This is a genomic window from Vibrio celticus (assembly GCF_024347335.1).
In the GTDB taxonomy this organism is placed as follows: Bacteria; Pseudomonadota; Gammaproteobacteria; order Enterobacterales; family Vibrionaceae; genus Vibrio; species Vibrio celticus.
Genome location: NZ_AP025464.1, coordinates 1078715 through 1098695 on the forward strand (window position 1 = coordinate 1078715; position 19981 = coordinate 1098695).

Below are 19981 nucleotides of genomic sequence, written 5' to 3' on the forward strand. Positions count from 1 at the left end.
ATAACTTCTCACACACCAGAAGAAAGTTACTGGAAGACCGTGACCAGAATCAAATAGCTAGGAGAGCGAATGACACAACTCAAACAAGAAATCACGCTTATTTCAGGAATCGGACAACTCTCGACGACCTTGCTAGGCACTGGATTATTTATGATCCCTGCGATCGCAGCAGGCATTGCAGGACAGTTGTCTCTTCTCGCTTGGTTAATCCTGTTTATCGCTATTTGCCCGATTGCACTAACCTTCGCAGCACTAGGAAAACGCTACCCGAATGCAGGTGGCACGGCCTACTTTGTGCGTCAGGCGTTTAGCGAGCGATTAGAAACAAGCGTGGCGTGGTTGTTTGTGAGTGTTATTCCTGTCGGTATTCCAGCGGCCATTGCACTGGCAGGTGGCTTTGCTCAACAATTGTTACCTGCGCCTCTCGACACACCACTTGGTGCTCAATCCTTTACCGTCGCCCTGCTTATTGCCGTCAATTTGATGGGCAGTAAATCTTCTGGCCGCTTACAAACGGTGATTGCGTTGTCGATTTTCGCCTTGGTTAGCGCTTTTGTTTGGAAAGCCGACATCACGGTAGCCAATGTTGCTCTTCCAGCCATCTCGTCCGATTCTATGTGGTCTATCGGCGCTGCGTTGGCTGTCATGTTTTGGTGCTTTGTCGGAATAGAAGCTTTTGCTCACATGGGAGAGGAGTTCAAAAATCCACAACGTGACTTCCCAATCGCGATCATTGCAGGCTGTTTTGTTGCGGGGCTAGTGTATTGGGCTTGTTCAGTAGTGATTCTTAAACTGGGTGCTTACGGTTCACCTGAATTCGACGCTGCATCCATCCCTTGGGTAACAGAACAACTGTTTGGTAATGGCTTTAAGACCGTCATCAGCGTGCTGGGGTTCTTTGCTTGCTTTGCCAGCCTCAACCTTTACACACAAAGCCTGTCTCGGATGATCTGGGCTCAGGCTCGTCAACACACACCTACAAGTCGAATGGCTCAACTGAACAGCCGCGGCGTACCACTTTACCCAACGATAGCAATTGGCTTTGTCGTGCTTATCTCGTGTGTGATTGGTGAACTCTCTAACTTGGACCTTGAGTTCTTTCTCAAGCTCGCTAACGGTATTTTTGTTCTGGTTTATCTGCTCGCAATGTTAGCCGCTTGCCGATTACTAACAGGCGCATCTAGATACACAGCCATGCTTTCATTGGTCATCTGTACCTTGGTGTTTATCTGTTTAAGTTGGTCGATGCTCTATGCCGTGACTATTTTTGTGACATTGTCACTCCCTTGGCGAAAGTGGTTGGGTAAACCCACCGTTTCTGTCGACAAGCTGTAAACGATACCTACCAATATCACTGATAAAAAAGCCGAGCGATCTGTTTGATCTTCGGCTTTATCTCAGCCAGACGGATATTTCCAAACCCCAGCACCGCCCCACTCCAATCACGAGCATCACTCGAACCGTACTCATAAAAATCAAACGGACGAATGATGATATTTTCAAGCTCAGCTCGTCGGCTCCACTCATGTTCAGATATACCTTGATACCACTGCACGGTCACATGTAGCCCTGCCGCCTGACTGATCACTTCAAGATCACCGTTAAACTCGCTTTCAATCGCTTCTATCATGGTTTCATACTTGAGTTTGTATAACCGACGCATCTTTCTAATATGACGCAGCAAATCGCCTTCTCGAACAAAATCCGCCAAAGCTTCCTGTGTGTGGGACGCCGTGTCTCCAGTAAGCGCATCTTTGATCTCAAGACACTTCGCCACCAGACTTTCTGGCACCACTAAGTACCCTAATCGAAGGCCATTGAACATCACCTTACTCAGAGAGCCGACATAGATGATGCGATCATCGAACCCCAACTTTCCCGCCAACCCTTGCATGCTGGTATAAGGGCGATGAGCAAACTGGAACTCACTGTCGTAGTCGTCTTCAATGATCCATGACTGATGTTGATTGGCCCAATCGATAAGTTTAAGGCGTTGCTCAGTATTTAAAGTCGTGCCCATTGGGTATTGGTTACTCGGTGTGACATACAGAGCCTTAGCATTACTGGCCAACACTTTCTCAATATCTAGCCCCACCTTTTCACGCACACTTACACCGTCTAACTTTAGTCTCAACAGATCGATAATTTTATGTACTTGTCGATAACCGGGTTCCTCTACAAGGATTTTGTCGCCCATCGTTAACGTTGCCATTAATCCGATTGAGATGGCTTGCTGCGCACCTGCGGTGATGATGATTCTGTCGGCACTGCAATGAACCGAACGACTGCTTGCAAGGTACCCGCTCAATGCTTCTCTCAAGGCTAAGCTTCCCTGAACCTCTTGATTGCCCGCAATGTTCTGACGTGTAGAGTGGCGTTGCAGCAACCTCTGCCATTTCGCAAAAGGGAACGCATCTAAGTCTGGGACTCCGGGGGCAAAGCTACGGTTAATGTCGTTAGGTGTGGCTATGTTTGCACTCGGTTGACTGACTGTTTGTTTAATCTTTGCATCCTGAACACACTTCGGTTGAGACAAACTTAGAAAGTGTTCTGGTTGTTCAACCGAGACATAAAACCCTGAGCCTTGCTTACTCTCGATATAACCTTCAGTGACCAGTTGTTCGTACGCATAAATCACCGTATTTCGACTCACCGATAACTCGACGGCCAACTTACGTGTTGAAGGTAACTTACTGCCCTTGCTCCATAAATCTTGAACGATCTTCTCTCTGATAGCGTGGAACAAGGCGGTTTGACGCGTGTCGTGTTGTTCGTCTAATTGTAGGTCACCGACATCGATAGGCTGCATAACTGGATCCAAATAGTGTTTAAAAGTGGCTCTATTTAATAGACCAGTTAATCGCTACATTAATCAAAAGGCAATGATTAAGGAGCGATTATGTTATCTAACACGAAAAGAACCACGATTAAAAAAGGGGCTCACAAAGCCGTATTTGAACAAGAGAAACTGCACCAAATTATTGATGAGAGCTTAATCGCACACATTGCATTGCAGGGCGAACAAGGCCCAATGGTTATCCCGATGCTCGCGTGGCGAGTGGATGACATGGTCTACATTCATGGGGCTAAAAACAGTCGCCTACTAAAAGGGCTAAAAAAGGGAGAACCAACCTGTTTAACGTTCACCTTGTTCGATGGTTGGGTGTTGACTCGTTCGGCATTTCATCACAGCGCGCATTATCGTTCTGCTGTGGTGTTGGGGTCATTTTCAGTCATCGATGACAACCAAGAAAAGGATCGCTTGTTGAATATCTTTATTGAGCAAATCGCGCCGGGCAGAACCGATGAAGTCAGGCTCAGTAATGAAAAGGAACTGACTGCGACCGAGCTATTAGCAATACCGTTAACGGAAGCGTCTGTAAAAATTGGTAAGCATGGTGTGAATGATGATAAAGCCGATATGGACATTCCAGTATGGGCTGGCGTATTACCTTATCGAACGGTTGTTGGGCCGTTAGAAACCGTTCCAGAGCAAGAAGGCATTATTGAAACACCAGATTACCAACAAGCTTATGGTGAACGTTGGTATCAGAATTAACACTCGAAGATGGTGAACTTGATAAAATTGTATACAATCTGAATTACAAAAATTTAACATGACTCAATAATGTAATCAGACAATGAAAACGAACAGGGATATTCTACCATTTCAAGGCTTGCTCAATGGCATCGGGCAAGTCTATTTCACACCGTCTGTCATGACGTCGATTTTGCTGTTGCTTGCCATTTCTATTGAGTCACTTGCACTGGCTTTTCTTACCTTACTTGGCGCTAGTTGCAGCTTTGCATTGGCCTTCTATGGCTATATGTACACCAACACCAACACCAACACCAACACCAACACCAACACCAACACCAACACCAACAAGTCAGTAGACGACATTGATAGTGGAATGTACGCGCTAAATGGCGCTTTAATTGGCTTATTTATCGGTAACTTTTTTGGTGTGACACCATTATTGGCTTTAGTGACTGTGTTAGGTGCATTAGTCACGGTGCCGATTGCCCACATCGTATTCAGTTTTAAGAAATATCGCGGTTACACTAGCGCCTTTATCCTCACCACTTGGCTGATTTATATTATCCAATCAGCCTTTGAGCTATCAGCGTTTTCTGCACCTGATTCCGCACTGATGCCATTCATCAGTATTGAGGCTAGCTCGTGGTTTAACCTGCCAACAGTGGTGATCCCGTTGTTAAAAGGGATAAGCCAAGTCAGCTTCATCGAAAATGCGTTGTCGGGGCTCGTTATCTGGGTTGCCATCGCACTCAACAATATCAAGAGTGCCATTTGGGTTATGCTCGCAGTAATAATTAGCACCGTATTTAGCGATTTGATTGGCGCTTCTAACGAACTGGTAGCCCAAGGTCTTTACGGGTACAACGCCATTCTTGCCACTTTAGCACTTGTGCTCTATCCGCGAATCCCTTGGCCGTTAACTCTATTAGGCATGCTATTAAGCTGTGTAATCACACTTGGTTTTCATGAACTGTCACTACTACCACTCACCGCCCCTTTCATTTTGAGTACTTGGGCTGTGGTTTACTTGTCTAGCCTGATCCATAAGCGAACCATAAGTTAGCTCTGTATAGTTACAGGCCGGTTTTTAAGCGCTCAACATATTGCTTAGGTGTCAAACCTCGATGTTTCTTAAACATCCGATTAAAGCTCGCGACATTGGTATAGCCGAGCCTCGTCGCGACTTCTTTTATTGGCACTGAATACATCAACAACTCCACCGCCACGTTACTTAGCGCATAGCCCATAATGGTAGAAAAGTTGATGCCTAAGTTATGCAATCGACGTTGAAATTGCTGTTCAGATAACCCAAGCAAACTCGACACTTTATGCAGTGTTGGCAGGCCGAAATGGCGACTGTAATTAATCATCTCATAGGTCACCTTATGCTCATCCGCGGCATCAGGCATGTTGAGGTAATTATCTAAGTCATGAAAGTTCATTGCCAAGCTCATCTTGCCGCTAGAAGGGGCTTGATTGCTCGATAACCTCGACTGGCTTGGTATCCAGATTTCAGTTCGTGGCTGGCCCCACTGAATATTGCACCCAAAATACTCTTGATAGAGTTGAGTGTTCTCGCGATAACCTGCGATAGAGACGGCTGCGGGAGTAAAGTCGTCTCCCAAGTAACGCCTTAATATCTTCATCATAAAGATGGCAACTCGAATTGAGTCATGAACTTTACCCACCTCAGTATAAGCAGGATTGTCGTAGCACCATTTGATGAAATTACCGACTTGAGCGCCATACAGGAAAGCGCCGGACTGCAAACAGTGCAACCCGATGTTAACTCGGCGTATAGACGACGCCAGATCGTGCTCCGAGAAAAACCAGTTCGAAAGAGGACCTAGCCTTTCAATATCCACCCTATCAGCCAACTTCAAGATAATATCGGGATCACCGGCTTGTTGTTCAAGCAAGCCATACCATTTGTCCACTTCACTTACGGGAATAAGGTTCATCGGGTTATTAAACACCGATTTAGGAATACCTAATTGCTCAGTATTCACGGCCTTATTGGTCGTTGCGTATTGGTAAATACCCAAAATACCCAATGCTCTTAAGAAGTTACAATTGTTCATTAGCTACCATACTTAGAAGTCGTTATTACAGATCAAATCATATTGACATCATTATTAAAGTAATTGGTAAATTTTCAACCTCTGAATCTGATATCAATCACACTCGGCGCTCAATTTAACCTAGGGTATATCAATGAGTTTAGTTAGTGTCCCATTTGTCGGAACCGGCGCAGATACCGCACTACACGTAGTTGCAGGCGTAGTGTTGGTCGCAACCATCGCTGCTGCATGTTACGGCTTCTGGCGTGTACATGAATTACCAATCAACAAGGCTCACAGTAAAGAGCATCAACAACTCGGTTTGATCACCGCATTAACATGGATTGGTTTTGTATGGCACTGGGTATGGGTACTAGCAGTAATTTTGGCCTTCGTTGATATGGAAAAAGCCATCATCAATCTAAGAGACACATGGAAGTCACCGACAACAACCAAGGAGCAAACAACTTCCGATAAACAAGATGAGGAGAGCCAAACATGTTAGAAGGCTTGGCAATTTGGGCACTGTTCATTTACTTACTCAGACTTGTTGGTATGCCTTGGAACAAAGGCACAAAGGCGTTTGCGTACCTAGGGGGTACATCTTGGTTGCTGTTTGTATGGGTTGGCCTACTCAACTTTACTCCGATGGATCTATCGGGAGGCTCAGTGGTTCAATCTCCACATATTCAGTTGCGTCCAGACTCAACTAATGTGTCGGGAAAAACTTCCAAAGTCCACATCCACCCGAACCAGGATGTGACTGAAGGACAGCTAATTTACGAAATTGATGACACCAAATATGTCATCGCAAGAGACAAAGCCAGCGTTCAACTTGAATCTGCAGAGGTCGCTTTAGACACAGCTCGCCAAGAAGTGAGCATTGCAAAAGTCAGCTACCAATCGGCGCTTGAAGACATCAAAGCTTCAGTCGCACAAATAGATTCGGCTAAAACAGACTTGGTGCTGCAGTCAAAGACGCTTGATCGTTACCAGAAGCAAAACAAAGTGGTAGAACATACGATCACTGAAACTGACATCGACCAACAAACAGCAAAGGTAGACTTAGCGACGTATAACGTTACGACATTGGAATCTCAGCTTAGCAAGAAAGAAGTCGATGCCGAGAATGCAAAGTTAAACATCCACAAAGCTGAAACCAATGTGAGCAAGAAGCAAACTGAGGTCGATTCAGCAAAGGCAACACTGGCACAAGCACAATGGGACTTGAACAGCACCAAAGTCACGGCACCGACTGACGGCTTTGTAACGAACTTTATTCTTCGTGAGGGTCAGCGTGTTTCAATGATGCCTCGTATCCAGATGTATACCGAAGAGAAGTACGTGCTGATGCGAGTGAACCACCAAGCGATTCGTAATATTAAGGTCGGTCAACCAGCAGAATTTGCGACAGCGGTATACCCAGGGAAAGTATTCTCTGCAACCGTAGAAGGTATTGTAGAAGCGACTGGTGAAGCGCAAGCAAGCTTGCTGGGTATCGATGAGCAGGTTCGTGTTACCACAGGCAAAAACCTTCAGAACAAGCACCACTTTGTTCGTTTAAAAATTGATGAGGCAGAGGGTTACGATATTCCTGTTGGCTCTGTCGGATTAGCCTGGGTAAGCGGTGAGAAGCCTATCAGCTTTATGGCGTTCCTAGACGTAATACGCGGGATCATCATTAGAATGAAGTCTCAACTGTACTTCTTCTATTCCATCTAATACTTCCTATTGGGGAAACAATACCCAAGCCCGTGCGCTCTTAGATCGCACGGGCTTTTGTTTATTTCACTATTCGTCTCCAAAAAGAACACAAACTCGAAAAACGAATCAACACTCTAAAGTTGCAAATCGCAATTGCATTTTGCAATTAGTCATTGCAAAAACGCAAATTAAACGCTCAAATACGCACCAGATTGCTATAAAACTGCCGTTTTACGTGGTTTTAAAAGTTGGCACGCTAACTGCTATGTATATATTGACCCTTCTTAAGCCGAGGGTCACCTAGCCAACTGACGTTGTTAGTGAACCTATTCTTGTTCACATAATATTTAAGCCAATTGCGATTATTGCGATTGGCTATTTTTTTACCTGCAGTTTGGCCGGCCACCCTCCTTTTCGATACAGACACCCATTCAAACGTATAATAATCAACATTCATAACCAACCAAGAACAGCAGATAACCAACCCGTTATAGAAAACGTTTTCTATTTATTTTTTTGAAATAAATACAGAAAATAACATTATGTTTTACAAGATAATTACTGCAATAACTGATTTTAAATCGCCCTTATTGACAAAATTAGCATTGACTGTGTGATTTATATCACCATAATGCGCACGTTTGCCTGCAATACGGCGACCGTTAATTTTAATTTTGATCATTTGCGGAGGTAAAAAATGGCTGCTGATAATAACTACAGTCTAGGGCCGGTTCCTACATCGGCTCATCTACTGGCCTCTCTACTCACCTCCTAGCTCGTTTCTCTTTCGGTACAAAAGGCTCATGGCTTCCTTCTGCTCTACTTGGTGGTACACAAGTCGGTTGGTTTGGTGTGGGTGTTGCGATGTTTGCGATTCCAGTACAAAAAGCAACGGGCATTGATACCAACACCTTGATTATCGTATCTGGCTTGTTAATGACGGGGACGGTGTACTTCGGCATTAAAGCACTAATGGTACTTTCAGCGATTGCGGTACCTGCGATTGCGATTCTGGGTGGTTACTCAGTACTGACTGCGGTAGACAGCGTTGGCGGACTAGAACAACTGCAACTAATTAAACCAGAGACGCCAATGGACTTCTCAATGGCTCTTGCAATGGTTGTAGGTTCATTTGTTAGTGCGGGTACGCTAACGGCCGATTTTGTTCGCTTTGGTAAAAAGCCTGCGAGCGCAGTATTAATCACAATGGTTGCATTCTTCATCGGTAACTCACTGATGTTTATCTTTGGCGCAGCCGGTGCAGCAGCAACAGGCCAATCAGACATTTCAGATGTGATGATTGCACAAGGGTTACTGCTTCCAGCGATCATCGTGCTTGGCTTGAACATCTGGACAACCAATGAGAATGCACTTTATGCATCGGGTCTGGGTTTATCTAACATCACTGGTCGCTCAAGTACTACAATGTCTATCATTAACGGCATTATCGGTACGATTTTCGCGCTTTGGTTATACAACAACTTCGTTGGTTGGTTAACCTTCCTTTCGCTGGCGATTCCACCAATTGGTGGCGTAATCATCGCCGACTTCTTCGCGAACCGTAAACGTTACAAAGATTTTGCAAATGCAGAGTTCCAAACCGTAAACTGGGCTGGCATTATCGCGGTAGCAACAGGCGTAGCCGCTGGTCACTTCCTACCTGGCGTTGTTCCTTTGAACGCAGTGTTAGGTGGTGCAATCAGTTACCTCGTGCTTAATCCTCTATTGAACAAAAAAGCTCTGAAATCTCAGGCCGCTTAAGGACACACTATGACAACCTTATTAATCAAGAACGCGAAATTTCAAGACCAAGAGGGCTTGAAACAGATTCTGATTGAAAATGGTCAATTTTCTCGCATTCTCGATAATGACGCGCAAATCAATCATCAAGGCGACATCCTTGATGCTGAAGGTGGCATTGCAGTTACTCCTTTCTGTGAACCGCACATCCACCTAGATACTACTCAAACTGCTGGTGAGCCTAACTGGAACATCTCTGGCACTTTGTTTGAAGGTATTGAGCGTTGGGCTGAGCGTAAAGAACTGCTATCAATCGAAGACGTAAAGTCTCGTGCCAAGCAAACACTGAAATGGCAGATAGCTAACGGTGTTCAACACGTTCGTACACACGTTGATGTGTCTGACCCAACACTCGTTGCGTTAAGAGCGATGGTTGAAGTTCGTGAAGAGATGAAAGAGTGGGTCGACATCCAGATCGTTGCATTCCCTCAAGAAGGCATCCTTTCATACCCTAACGGCAAAGAGTTGCTTGAAGAAGCAGTGAAGATCGGCGCTGACGTTATCGGTGCTATCCCTCACTTCGAATTCACTCGTGAATACGGCGTTGAATCTCTGCATTATGTGTTTGAGCTTGCACGCAAGTACGACTGTCTGATCGACGTTCACTGTGATGAAATCGACGACGAACAGTCTCGCTTTGTGGAAACATTAGCAGCTCTTGCTCATAAGTTTGATATGGGCAAGAAAGTAACCGCTAGCCACACGACTGCGATGGGCTCTTACAACGGTGCTTACGCATCTCGCCTATTCCGTCTATTGAAGATGTCTGGTATCAACTTCGTGGCAAACCCGTTAGTGAACATTCACTTGCAGGGCCGTTTCGACGATTACCCGAAACGCCGCGGTGTAACGCGCGTTAAAGAGATGCTAGCAGCAAACATCAACGTTTGTTTTGGCCACGATGATGTGTTTGACCCATGGTACCCACTGGGCACAGCGAACATGCTTCAAGTTCTGCACATGGGACTGCATGTGACACAGGTTATGGGCTACGACCAAATCAACAACTCACTTGATTTAATCAGCAAGAACTCTGCTCGCACATTGAACATCCAAGACAACTTCGGCATCGAAGAAGGTAAGCCAGGTAGCTTGCTGATTCTTCCTGCTGACAATGGCTTTGATGCAGTGCGCCGCCAAGTACCAGTGCAGTACTCAATACGCCACGGTAAGGTGATTGCAGAGACTCAACCAGCGAAAACAAAAATAAATTTAGATCAAACTGAAGATATCAACTTTAAGCGTTAATATCGTCTATACTAATGATCAAAAGGAAGCTGAGATGCTTCCTTTTGTTGTGTTGGACGAAGCGACAAAACTATCACTAAATCAGTGTAAATCTTGTACATTCGCACGGTATGACAAAAAAAGCACAAATTTCTAAAGCAATGCGTGTACATCTCAAAAGACTGTGTTAACATGCTCTCGCTCTGTTAGCCGGAGTTATTTAAGTTAGATGAATAGTAAAAAATTGACATGTAAAATCGTTACCCGTTTTTGTAAGTAGTTTTTCCTTATTTCTTAGCAATATTAAATAATTCAATTATCAGCGCATTGCATTAAATGCAATCAACAACTTAGAAAATTTATGAATAAGGGACAAATTATGTCTAACACAAATACTGGCACTGTAAAATGGTTTAACGAAGAGAAAGGTTTCGGCTTCATTTCTCAAGACAACGGCGGCGCTGACGTATTCGTACACTTCCGTGCAATCGTTTCTGAAGGCTTCAAAACTCTGAAAGAAGGCCAAAAGGTTTCTTTCGAAGTTGAAAACGGTCAAAAAGGCCTACAAGCAGCAAACGTTGTTGCTCAATAATTAGCTCTTATAGCTAAAAAGAATTTTAAAGCGCTGATTTTTATCGGCGCTTTTTTATGGCTGCTCATAAACATTTCCCCTCTCGATACAAGCTTCCCCCGTTAACTCTGAACAAATGCAAATCATCAAGCAAGCCTCCTCAATCTAACCTCTCAGTTAAAGCTCGACGACCAAATCACTTCACTTTTTGTATGCGCTTCCCCTAGACAACAACAGTCATTTCTCAGCAATGTTTTGATACGAACCCACTCTATGTCGAAAGTTTGATAAGCCCAAATATGGTTAAAGAACAATCCATTAGATTACACTTATGAATACGCAATCGATATTCATAATAAAAATGAGTTATTTATCCAACCCTCATCCACTAATCATATAATTTTTAAAGCAAAGACGTTCGAAATCCGCTAACCTTGTTCGCAAGTGGCTTAGTTGTTTTGGTATCTGCAGTAAAAATAATGAACAAAGACGAATTTCAGAAATCCACCGCAAATCTAAAAAAAGCGGTGCCTCTTATGATGAAGAACAGGGTGTCAACGACACCTGCAAATTACGCACTTTGGTACACCTATGTTGATAACGCTATTCCCCAGCTGACTCAAGACATGGATGGTGTTTTAGAACACTATGGTATTTGTCCTCCTGCCGTGGGTGAGCAGCTATACAACAATTATGTTGCTTGCAAATCCGAAACCAGCATCAATGACCTTCGCGCTAATTTGGAACTGTTAGTTTCTGAAGTTTCCAATTCAATGAATGACACCCTGACCGACACCTCCGCTTTTTCTGACATGATCGATAAAAGCTTCGAGGACTTGGCTCGTGTTGATAATGAAAGCTTATCTATTGATGAAGTCATGTCCTTGGTTCGACAGTTGGTGTCTGAATCTCGTCATATTCGTCATTCTACTCAGTTTTTGAACTCTCAGCTGAACTCTGCAACTTCAGAGATCACCAAGCTAAAAACCCAGTTAGTAGAAGTTCAGAAAGATGCGCTTTTCGATAGTACAACCACACTCTATAACCGTCGCTCTTTCGACCGTGACATAGAAACCTTGTGTGAAGCACAACAATCTTTGTGTCTGATTCTTCTCGATATTGACCACTTTAAAAACTTCAACGACACCTATGGCCACTTGTTTGGCGATATGGTTCTTAAAGGGATCGCTCGTAAGCTGAAGTTAAGTTGCCGTGAAGGTATTTCTGCTTATCGATTTGGTGGTGAAGAGTTCGCGCTAATTGTGCCAAACAAATCTTTGCGTATTGCTCGTCAACTCGCTGATACCAATCGTCGCTCTTTAGAAAAGCTGTCGATTAAAGATCGCCGCAGTGGTGAACAAGTCGGCAGTATCACTGCATCGTTTGGTGTCGCTGAACTTGAACCCGGCGAATCAGCTCAATCGCTGATCGAGCGTGCTGATAAGCTACTCTACGAAGCGAAATCACTTGGCCGTAACCGAGTCATGCCTTTGTAAGACACACCAACAATGCTCTTATCGACATATTAGTTGGCTCGTATTTAAACTAGAAAGCCCCAAAGACATTATCTTCGGGGCTTTTTCTTTAGCTGTGTAAATTGATTTAGCTACCTAGGTTTCACCGTTAGATCTGGAAGCAATAATTCAGGCAGTAGTCTTCACCACTCTTTGCTCTGAACTCTTTATCTTCACTGCATGCCTTTGGTTTACCCTTTGCGTCACCTTGAATCAAACTGATCCAGTGGCGCATCGCTGCAATGGTCTCTTCACGCATTGTGGTTGTTGCTTCCATTGGCGATTGGCCAAACGTGGTGCATGATTCCAGCTGAATATCATCAATTTCTACTAGCTCAATACAACCCGTCCCTTTATGGCAACCAAACATCACCTCTAGGTGACTGCCACTGCCATCTCGGAACAAGATAGAGTCTGGGTCGTTCTTCTCACCCATATAAGCTACAAACTGCTTAGGGTACTTCAAACCGCTGTGCTGACCATCTTTAAAGTAAGCCATAATATGACGGTAATCGACTACGTAGCTGGTTACGTCTTGATGTGAGCCATTCTCTAGTGGGAATAGTCGATCAAGCAGCTGCTTTGCTTTCACTTGCTTTTCAGTTTGCTGATTAGCACTGATTGTCTCCACGGCAAAGACAGCTTCAGCGATAAATGGCTTTGATTGTTTTTGGATTTCTGTTTTATCGAATGTAAGCATATTCATAGTCTTTCCCTCTTGACCAGTCCGGTGATAACCACCGATTTCTACAGCAAAAATGTGTCCTAGAGCAATTATTCCAAACTAACGTTTAATTTATTTGTCATTTTGTGAATTGCTTAGTTTGTAGATTAGCGCTTTTTTACATACAATTTCACAACAAAAATTTTACAATGTGAATTTTACAAATATGGCCTTGTCAAAAAGTTTAGTTCGTCAGTCACATTTCCTAGGTACGAAGATACGTAACCTAAGAAAACGTAACCATTTAACGATGGAAGACCTGTCTGCGCGTTGTATTAGAATCGACCCAGAATGTGCCCCTTCCGTTTCTTACCTTTCAATGATTGAACGTGGAAAGCGGGTTCCGAGCATCGATATGCTGGAAGTGATTGCACAGGTCTTTCAGAAGAACCCGACGTGGTTCCTCGACGACGAATCTGAACAGCAAGCCATTGCTCCTGATAAAGGGAATCGTGGTGGGATAAGTGGCATGGCGCTCGAGCCGAGCTTCCTATTCTCAAACGACATCCTGCAAATTGCGATTCCTGAGATGCTGTCACAAACGGGCATTTCAGGCCGCCAGTTTGCGCACCTCTTGATTCGAGCACACCAAGAGAGCAACCAGAACCACTTCCCTGACCTTGAGCGCGCTGCGGAGGAAGTCGGCTTAAAACGTCTTAACCTCAGCGTAGAAGACCTGATAGACATCGCTAGAAGCCTAGGAATCAACATCCGCTGGGTGACGCGCACGCCGCAAGACGTCGTCGATGAGCTCGGAATTAACGCTAAGCAGTTAGTGACCTCCTTCTTTGAGCCTCCCGGTACTATCTTCTTAAACGAGATTCTTAAAGAGTACCCAACCCGTCTGAAATACGACCTTTCGGTTTATATCGGCCATTGCATTCTGCACAGCAAAGAAGGCCTAAAGAGTGTGTTGTCGGTCGGTAATAACAACACATGGGATGACAACCAGATATCAGGCTCTTCACAGCTCAACTCCCAAGACATTCTTCAAGCATGGCGAGACTTTGAATCCAGCTTCTTTGCTGGCGCACTTCTGTGCCCGAAAGTCCCGTTTAGACAGCTACTCGACCGCACTGGTTACGAAATCGACGTTCACAAAAGAGCAGGGGTTTCCCCCTCTGTTGCGATGCGTCGAATGACTGTAGTATCGCCCTACCCTCACTGGCACTACTTTGATGCTTATGGGCCGGGGAAACTCAAGGCGGTATATCGCGGGAACGGGATCCCACTACCTTGGGGAAATATGAGAACGGTCGCTGACCCATGTCAACATTGGGCTGTGTTCCGTCGATTATCAGAACCTCGAGCGGGAAGCTCGGCTCAAATCTCCATTTTGAACGTGGGTGATGAGCCAAGGATCTACTGCTGTGAATCCATCAATATGACGGATCCTGCGGGTAACAATCGTGTGTTGTGTGCTGGTATAGATCTCAACCCTGCGATTGATGCTCAAGGCGGTAATTCAAGAGACATAGCAGAGCAGCTTAAAGCGTCATGCGTTAACAATGGTGGCTCTGTGGTAATTCCGCGTAACATCAAGAAAGATCTCACGACAATAGCCAAGATTCTAAATATAAATTGGATTGAACGTGGGATTGAGACAGAGGCGAGGCTTATCTGCTCCAGAGGTGGAGAATGCCCACGCCAACCAAGCTGTTACTCAAAGTGTGGTGAGTAAAAAAGTAATAACAAAAAATAGAACCTAAAATTCAGGCAAAAAAAACCAATCACAATAAGGGTGATTGGTCATATATTTTGTGTGAACAAAAAAGGTTCACTAACAACGTCAGTTGGCTAGGTGACCCTCGGCTTAAGAAGGGTCACCATTACTAATGCAGCATACGTGCCAACTTTTCAAACACGTATTTACTACGCATCTGGACACGTATTGGCCGAATATCCTTGTTTGTTTTGCAAACTGGAATTGCAAATTGCGAAATTCAACAAAAACGCTAGTGATTATGTTGTTATTAATAAATCATTAAAGATTCATTACCCTTCCCAAAAATGCCATATTTCCCTTAGATTCAATCACTTTAAACAGCAATAAACCTCTCCCTAGGTAACTCAACATAAACGGCTACTCAACATACACAACGCCCTAAACAACGCCCATAAAAAAACGCGAACATTGAAATTCAATATTCGCGCTTATTCGATTTCTATGACAGAAAGAGCTTAACCCACGAGACGCCTTTTTATAAAGCGACTCCTGTTCGTTGCTCTTTCAATATCTCAGAAAAGATTACTTCTGAGGAGCTGGCTTAGAGCGGCTTCTCGACGGTGAAGGTTTGTTGCCTGTCGGCTTATTTGACGACTTGCTTGGGCCGTAGCTACCGCCGTAACCAGACTTCTTAGGCTTGCCTGCAGGTTTACCCGCGTTATTTGGCTTACCAGTACCGTTAGATTTACCCGCACTGCTTGGTTTGCTTAGAGTGTTCTGAGCACCCGCGTTATTTGCAGCAGGTTTATTGCCCGCACTACCGCGCTTAAAGTTGCTGCCGTTGTTTCTTACTGACTTATCTTCACCTGTCGCAGCTGAATTGTTTTCAGCCGGTTTCTTTCCAGATGTTGACTTACGCTTTGGAGCCGAACCATTACCAGCTACATGACGCTTATTCTTACCTGCTGGCTTGTGCCCGCGAGCGTTATCACCAGAGCGTTGACCATCGGCATGTTCACGTGGCTGTTTTGCTTTCTTCGGTTTCTTAGGCTTGATTGGACGTGAATCCAAGCGAGACTCAGGCAACTTGTTTACTGGAGAGAAACCTTCCAGTTCACGACGCTCTAGCACTTGTTGAATCAGGCGTTCAATACCGAACAATTCACCCACTTCATCCGCACAAACCAATGAAATCGCTTTACCTACTTCACCAGCACGGCCAGTACGACCGATACGGTGTACATAGTCTTCTGATACATGAGGAAGATCAAAGTTAACTACTTGAGGCAGTTGCGGGATATCGATACCACGAGCAGCAATATCAGTTGCAACAAGTACTCGTACCTTACCTGTTTTGAAGTTCTCTAAGGCTTTAGTACGTGCACCTTGGCTCTTGTTACCATGAATAGGTGCAGCAGTGATGTCTTGCTCTTCAAGGAAGCGAGCAAGCTTGTTCGCACCGTGTTTCGTCTTGCTGAACACCAACACTTGTCGCCAATCGTTATCTTTGATTAGCTTCGCTAGCATTGCGCTCTTTTTCTTTTTGTCTACTGGGTAGATGCTTTGCTCAACCGTTTTTGCCGTTGAGTTTGCAGGGCTTACTGAAATCTCAACAGGATTGTTCACTAAGCCTTTCGCTAAGCTGCGGATATCATCAGAGAACGTCGCTGAGAACAGTAGGTTCTGACGCTTCTTAGGCAAGAAAGCTAAGATCTTACGAATGTCACGGATGAAACCCATGTCTAGCATGCGGTCCGCTTCATCTAGCACGAGGATTTCTAGTTGGTCAAAACGCACTGCATTTTGGTTGTATAGGTCAAGTAGACGACCCGGTGTTGCCACCAACACGTCACTGCCTTTACGCAGTTTTTGCATCTGAGGGTTAATCTTCACACCACCGAACACTACCGTTGAAGTCAGCGGTAAGTTAATACCGTACTTCACTACGCTGCCATTCACTTGCGCAGCAAGCTCACGAGTTGGCGTTAGCACGAGCGCACGAACTTGGTTCTGACGTACGCGAGTACCTTTCGATAACATTTCAAGAATAGGTAGCGTGAAGCCTGCAGTTTTACCTGTACCTGTTTGAGCAGCGGCCATAACATCTTTGCCCGTTAGGACAGCTGGCACGGCTTTCTCTTGTATTGGTGATGGCTTATCGTAACCTTGTGCTTCAATAGCTTTAAGGATCGGTTCAGAAAGGCCAAGGGAGGTAAAACTCATAGATTATTTTCTCAGTTGAATAACATTTAGTATGAGCAACACGTTAAAAAGTGCGTTGCTTCAGCTTTTGCTCATCAAATACATTGATACGGAGCAAAGCGCGGTATTCTGAGGCTTTTCCCCCCATTCAGCAACTAAATTCTAATCGCAGCTAAAATTCAACCTAGATAACTTGTCGCTTCTGTTCGTACATTTTTTCATCAGCGGCTTTCAAGAGCGCATCGACATCATTGTAGTTACTATTGTGAATAACCCAACCCACACTGATTCTGAGATAAATAGAGTGCGCTTCGTACACAACTGGCGCCGAGCATATCGCCTTTCGTAGTTTAGTCACGATTGAAGATACGTGTTGATCATCGATGATGCGTGGCAACAAGACCAAGAACTCATCACCGCCTATCCTTGCGACGATATCTGAAACACGCAGCTCACTTCTTATGCGGTTAGCACACTCGATCAATACCTGATCGCCTGCCGCGTGACCATAAGTGTCGTTGATTGCTTTAAACCCATCGAGGTCGATATTTACAACAGCAAAGGTTCTCGCTCTCTGTTTTTGAGTGGTTTTGAAGGCTTGCTTGAGGCTATACATGAAGTATCGACGATTCGGTAACATCGTTAACTCATCATGCATAGAGCGGCTATCTGCAATGCGGTAAAGGCGATAAATAGTAAAGAAAGCAAACGCCAGCACTAATATTATGGAGTAGCCCACCAGCCTTACCGCTTGGATGCGATACCAAGGCTCATCCATCAATACATGTTCGTTACCGGAGAGAGCAAGGTACCAACCCCCGTATGGAAAACTCACCTGTTCATTGGCAAACGCATTATCAAACACATCCTGAGTACCATAAAAGACAGCGCCATCTTTCCCTGAACTGTTTGCACCACGAATTGCTAATTCATACTTTTTCTCGATCTTGCCGATTCCAACATCTTCAAACAGCTCATCTAAACCGATAACAGCACTGGAGACACCCCAATAATCTTGATTAAAAGGCGGATCTCGGAAGATCGGAGTACGCGTAATGAGGGCTTGCCCACCTTGAAACAACTCAAAGGGACCAGCAATAAAGGTGTTGCCAAGATTACGGGCTATCTCAACCGACTCCCATTGATTTGGGTGATCACGATAATTAATACCGAGAATCTGCTCATTACCTTCCAGCGGGTAAACAAAATTTAGAATGTCGTCTTTGGCGAGTCCGATAAGTCGAATATGGAAGCCATCTTGAATGATATTCTCAGCAATCTTATCCCAATTTTTCACCTCACCATCGGGGTTGATGGTCACTAAGGTCGAGAAATTATTGAGGATATACATATCTGACACGATCGCGGCTTCAATCCGAGAACGAATAATGGATAGTTGCTTTTTTGCCTGTGAATACGATTCGTTTTTAAGAAAAGTTAATTGCTTGGCATGAAAGAACTCAATTGCGCTTACTATCGCAAGGAAAAAAAGAAAAGCTACTACTCTGGCAGACCACTGCTTGCTAGAACCACTTGGCATTTACGAACCTCTAACACTATTGTTCTATATACTGCCTTATAACGGCTCATTTCTGGCTTATTGCTCCAGTATGCCGCTAAGTCATTAAAAATCCATACTAACGTCGACTATCTATCAAATATTGAGTGATCCATCACTTCAAAATTCTTTACCAAACGAATGGTTTAATCAAAAAGGGTTAGTGAACCTTATAAAGCTTACATTGTATTGACTCAAACCTTACATTAAAGGATTCATCGATGTTATTTTACATAGACTATTAATCAGCTTGGTACCTCACGACATGAAGCTAAAAACGATTACACTGTGCACATTACTATCGGCCTCAGTTACGGTCGCTGTTCACGCACAAGAGAACGCTCTGGCGACAAATGTACCGAGTATTCAAACCCAAGCAGATTCTCTCAACTCTCATGAACAATCTTTCAAACAATCTGCAGACCTCATTCGCACCACCTACGAAAGCCAGCTTTACACTCTGCCTGCATTCAAAGAAGGTCACTACGGGCTGCGCATGTATCGCCAAACATTAGACGATAAGTATTCGGCTGCGGTGTGGAGTGACATGGCACGAGTGGCAAGCAAGCTCAGCACCCTGTCGAATGACGTTCAAACCATGGAACAAATCGTACTCTACTCAGAGAAGCGCGTTGCATCTTACATTGGTGATAATGATGAGCGCAGTGTTCGACGCTACAACATCACCAAACACATGCCTGAATACCTTTACCTTGGTGTTGACCTTCTAGGCTCTATGGCTCGTGCTAATGAATACGGTTTAGAACACAAGAACGATGCCAAGCTGCGCGAAATCATTCGTCGCTATGACTTCTCACGATACGTGACCAATGAAGACATGGTGAAAGCGTGGGCGGCTCAACTCGCCAATCAAGTCTACTGGCTGCGCCAACTGGGTGAACAAGATGTCGTTGATGAGTTTGTCGAAACCTTCAAAAAAGCGTACCCAGACGATGAAGATAAGAAGCTTTCAAGTCAGCAATTTGGCAACAAACTCTACGGCATGACACACGTCATCTTTGGCGATTCCGAGTACTATCAGCATCAAGTGAGCGAGCAAGATCATCAATGGATCTACGATTACTTCAGAGAAAACATCGATACGATTCTGTTGCGTGCGAAAGAAGATGTGATTGCTGAGGTTGGATTGACCTTCTTGCTGGCAGGTTTAGAAGATGACCCAGTTCTAGAGAAAACTCGACTCGCGATTCAAGCTTCTATCGATGAGAAACAAGGCATGATCCCTTCTATCACTGGTGATTTTGATCTTGAGTACGGTGAACACCGCAATGTGCTAGCAATCATGCTACTCGATTGGCAGCAAGTGAATGAAGCGCCGACCTATGAAGGCAACCCTAAGGTATTTACTAACATCCCTTACGGACTTATTAAAAACCAACCACCGAAGAACTAG

Annotated in this window: 15 protein-coding genes and 1 pseudogene; 11 read left to right on the forward strand and 5 right to left on the reverse strand. The window is 44.5% G+C overall.

Annotated features, from left to right (window positions below):
• The first annotated feature begins 69 nt into the window (after positions 1-69).
• Complete coding sequence (gene yjeH / locus OCV19_RS20790) at positions 70-1335, forward strand: L-methionine/branched-chain amino acid transporter (protein ID WP_065675841.1); 1266 nt, start codon at positions 70-72, stop codon at positions 1333-1335.
• 16 nt (positions 1336-1351) lie between these two features.
• Here the strand turns inward: yjeH and pdxR are convergent, their stop codons facing one another.
• Positions 1352-2809 (reverse strand): MocR-like pyridoxine biosynthesis transcription factor PdxR, encoded by a 1458-nt coding sequence (gene pdxR / locus OCV19_RS20795; RefSeq protein ID WP_065675840.1) that lies wholly within the window; start codon positions 2807-2809, stop codon positions 1352-1354.
• Between the two features lie 90 nt (positions 2810-2899).
• Here pdxR and OCV19_RS20800 point away from each other — a divergent pair, with 90 nt between their 5' ends.
• Both OCV19_RS20800 and OCV19_RS20805 read left to right on the forward strand, forming a co-directional pair.
• On the forward strand, positions 2900-3559 hold the full coding sequence (locus tag OCV19_RS20800) for a pyridoxamine 5'-phosphate oxidase family protein (protein ID WP_065675839.1): 660 nt from the start codon (positions 2900-2902) through the stop codon (positions 3557-3559).
• Between the two features lie 82 nt (positions 3560-3641).
• Positions 3642-4604, forward strand: a complete 963-nt coding sequence (locus OCV19_RS20805; RefSeq protein ID WP_065675838.1) for an urea transporter — start codon at positions 3642-3644, stop codon at positions 4602-4604.
• 10 nt (positions 4605-4614) lie between these two features.
• Here the strand turns inward: OCV19_RS20805 and OCV19_RS20810 are convergent, their stop codons facing one another.
• On the reverse strand, positions 4615-5622 hold the full coding sequence (locus OCV19_RS20810) for an AraC family transcriptional regulator (RefSeq protein WP_065675837.1): 1008 nt from the start codon (positions 5620-5622) through the stop codon (positions 4615-4617).
• Between the two features lie 133 nt (positions 5623-5755).
• Here OCV19_RS20810 and OCV19_RS20815 point away from each other — a divergent pair, with 133 nt between their 5' ends.
• From OCV19_RS20815 to OCV19_RS20840, 6 genes and pseudogenes are all read left to right on the forward strand, one after another.
• The gene (locus OCV19_RS20815; protein ID WP_017066493.1) at positions 5756-6106 is read left to right on the forward strand and encodes an MFS transporter; all 351 of its coding nucleotides are present in this window, start codon (positions 5756-5758) and stop codon (positions 6104-6106) included.
• The gene (locus OCV19_RS20820; protein WP_048608932.1) at positions 6100-7323 is read left to right on the forward strand and encodes an HlyD family secretion protein; all 1224 of its coding nucleotides are present in this window, start codon (positions 6100-6102) and stop codon (positions 7321-7323) included. Before OCV19_RS20815 ends, OCV19_RS20820 begins: the two co-directional genes overlap by 7 nt.
• 717 nt (positions 7324-8040) lie before the next feature.
• Positions 8041-9066, forward strand: a pseudogene (gene codB / locus OCV19_RS20825) (cytosine permease); the annotation flags it as partial.
• Between the two features lie 9 nt (positions 9067-9075).
• A complete protein-coding gene (locus tag OCV19_RS20830; protein ID WP_065675836.1) occupies positions 9076-10353 on the forward strand; it encodes a cytosine deaminase in 1278 nt (425 codons plus the stop codon).
• 358 nt (positions 10354-10711) lie between these two features.
• Positions 10712-10924 (forward strand): transcription antiterminator/RNA stability regulator CspE, encoded by a 213-nt coding sequence (gene cspE, locus OCV19_RS20835; protein WP_004740083.1) that lies wholly within the window; start codon positions 10712-10714, stop codon positions 10922-10924.
• A gap of 458 nt (positions 10925-11382) precedes the next feature.
• Positions 11383-12399 (forward strand): GGDEF domain-containing protein, encoded by a 1017-nt coding sequence (locus OCV19_RS20840; RefSeq protein ID WP_065675835.1) that lies wholly within the window; start codon positions 11383-11385, stop codon positions 12397-12399.
• A 127-nt stretch (positions 12400-12526) separates the two neighbouring features.
• Here OCV19_RS20840 and OCV19_RS20845 read toward each other — a convergent pair whose 3' ends face one another.
• A complete protein-coding gene (locus tag OCV19_RS20845; protein ID WP_065675834.1) occupies positions 12527-13123 on the reverse strand; it encodes an aldolase/citrate lyase/malate synthase family protein in 597 nt (198 codons plus the stop codon).
• Between the two features lie 169 nt (positions 13124-13292).
• Here OCV19_RS20845 and OCV19_RS20850 point away from each other — a divergent pair, with 169 nt between their 5' ends.
• Positions 13293-14822 carry a DUF3612 domain-containing protein gene (locus OCV19_RS20850; protein ID WP_083994278.1) on the forward strand — a complete coding sequence of 510 codons (1530 nt, stop codon included), beginning with the start codon at positions 13293-13295 and terminating at the stop codon, positions 14820-14822.
• 567 nt (positions 14823-15389) lie between these two features.
• On the opposite strand, the gene OCV19_RS20855 is transcribed toward OCV19_RS20850, so the two are convergent.
• Together OCV19_RS20855 and OCV19_RS20860 are read right to left on the reverse strand one after the other, a co-directional pair.
• Complete coding sequence (locus tag OCV19_RS20855) at positions 15390-17030, reverse strand: DEAD/DEAH box helicase (RefSeq protein WP_065675832.1); 1641 nt, start codon at positions 17028-17030, stop codon at positions 15390-15392.
• A 163-nt stretch (positions 17031-17193) separates the two neighbouring features.
• Complete coding sequence (locus tag OCV19_RS20860; protein ID WP_065675831.1) at positions 17194-18549, reverse strand: diguanylate cyclase; 1356 nt, start codon at positions 18547-18549, stop codon at positions 17194-17196.
• Between the two features lie 283 nt (positions 18550-18832).
• Here OCV19_RS20860 and OCV19_RS20865 point away from each other — a divergent pair, with 283 nt between their 5' ends.
• Positions 18833-19981, forward strand: coding sequence for a DUF3541 domain-containing protein (locus tag OCV19_RS20865; RefSeq protein WP_065675830.1), 1149 nt, complete (start codon positions 18833-18835; stop codon positions 19979-19981).

Excerpts from the sequence above, each read along its gene's own strand:
- OCV19_RS20805 (WP_065675838.1), top strand. The coding sequence starts at position 3,642 with ATGAAAACGAACAGGGATATTCTACCATTTCAAGGCTTGCTCAATGGC.
- OCV19_RS20810 (WP_065675837.1), bottom strand. The coding sequence starts at position 5,622 with ATGAACAATTGTAACTTCTTAAGAGCATTGGGTATTTTGGGTATTTAC.
- OCV19_RS20820 (WP_048608932.1), top strand. The coding sequence starts at position 6,100 with ATGTTAGAAGGCTTGGCAATTTGGGCACTGTTCATTTACTTACTCAGA.
- OCV19_RS20865 (WP_065675830.1), top strand. The coding sequence starts at position 18,833 with ATGAAGCTAAAAACGATTACACTGTGCACATTACTATCGGCCTCAGTT.
- pdxR (WP_065675840.1), bottom strand. The coding sequence starts at position 2,809 with ATGCAGCCTATCGATGTCGGTGACCTACAATTAGACGAACAACACGAC.
- OCV19_RS20815 (WP_017066493.1), top strand. The coding sequence starts at position 5,756 with ATGAGTTTAGTTAGTGTCCCATTTGTCGGAACCGGCGCAGATACCGCA.
- cspE (WP_004740083.1), top strand. The coding sequence starts at position 10,712 with ATGTCTAACACAAATACTGGCACTGTAAAATGGTTTAACGAAGAGAAA.
- OCV19_RS20800 (WP_065675839.1), top strand. The coding sequence starts at position 2,900 with ATGTTATCTAACACGAAAAGAACCACGATTAAAAAAGGGGCTCACAAA.
- OCV19_RS20840 (WP_065675835.1), top strand. The coding sequence starts at position 11,383 with ATGAACAAAGACGAATTTCAGAAATCCACCGCAAATCTAAAAAAAGCG.
- yjeH (WP_065675841.1), top strand. The coding sequence starts at position 70 with ATGACACAACTCAAACAAGAAATCACGCTTATTTCAGGAATCGGACAA.
- OCV19_RS20830 (WP_065675836.1), top strand. The coding sequence starts at position 9,076 with ATGACAACCTTATTAATCAAGAACGCGAAATTTCAAGACCAAGAGGGC.
- OCV19_RS20845 (WP_065675834.1), bottom strand. The coding sequence starts at position 13,123 with ATGAATATGCTTACATTCGATAAAACAGAAATCCAAAAACAATCAAAG.
- OCV19_RS20855 (WP_065675832.1), bottom strand. The coding sequence starts at position 17,030 with ATGAGTTTTACCTCCCTTGGCCTTTCTGAACCGATCCTTAAAGCTATT.
- OCV19_RS20860 (WP_065675831.1), bottom strand. The coding sequence starts at position 18,549 with ATGCCAAGTGGTTCTAGCAAGCAGTGGTCTGCCAGAGTAGTAGCTTTT.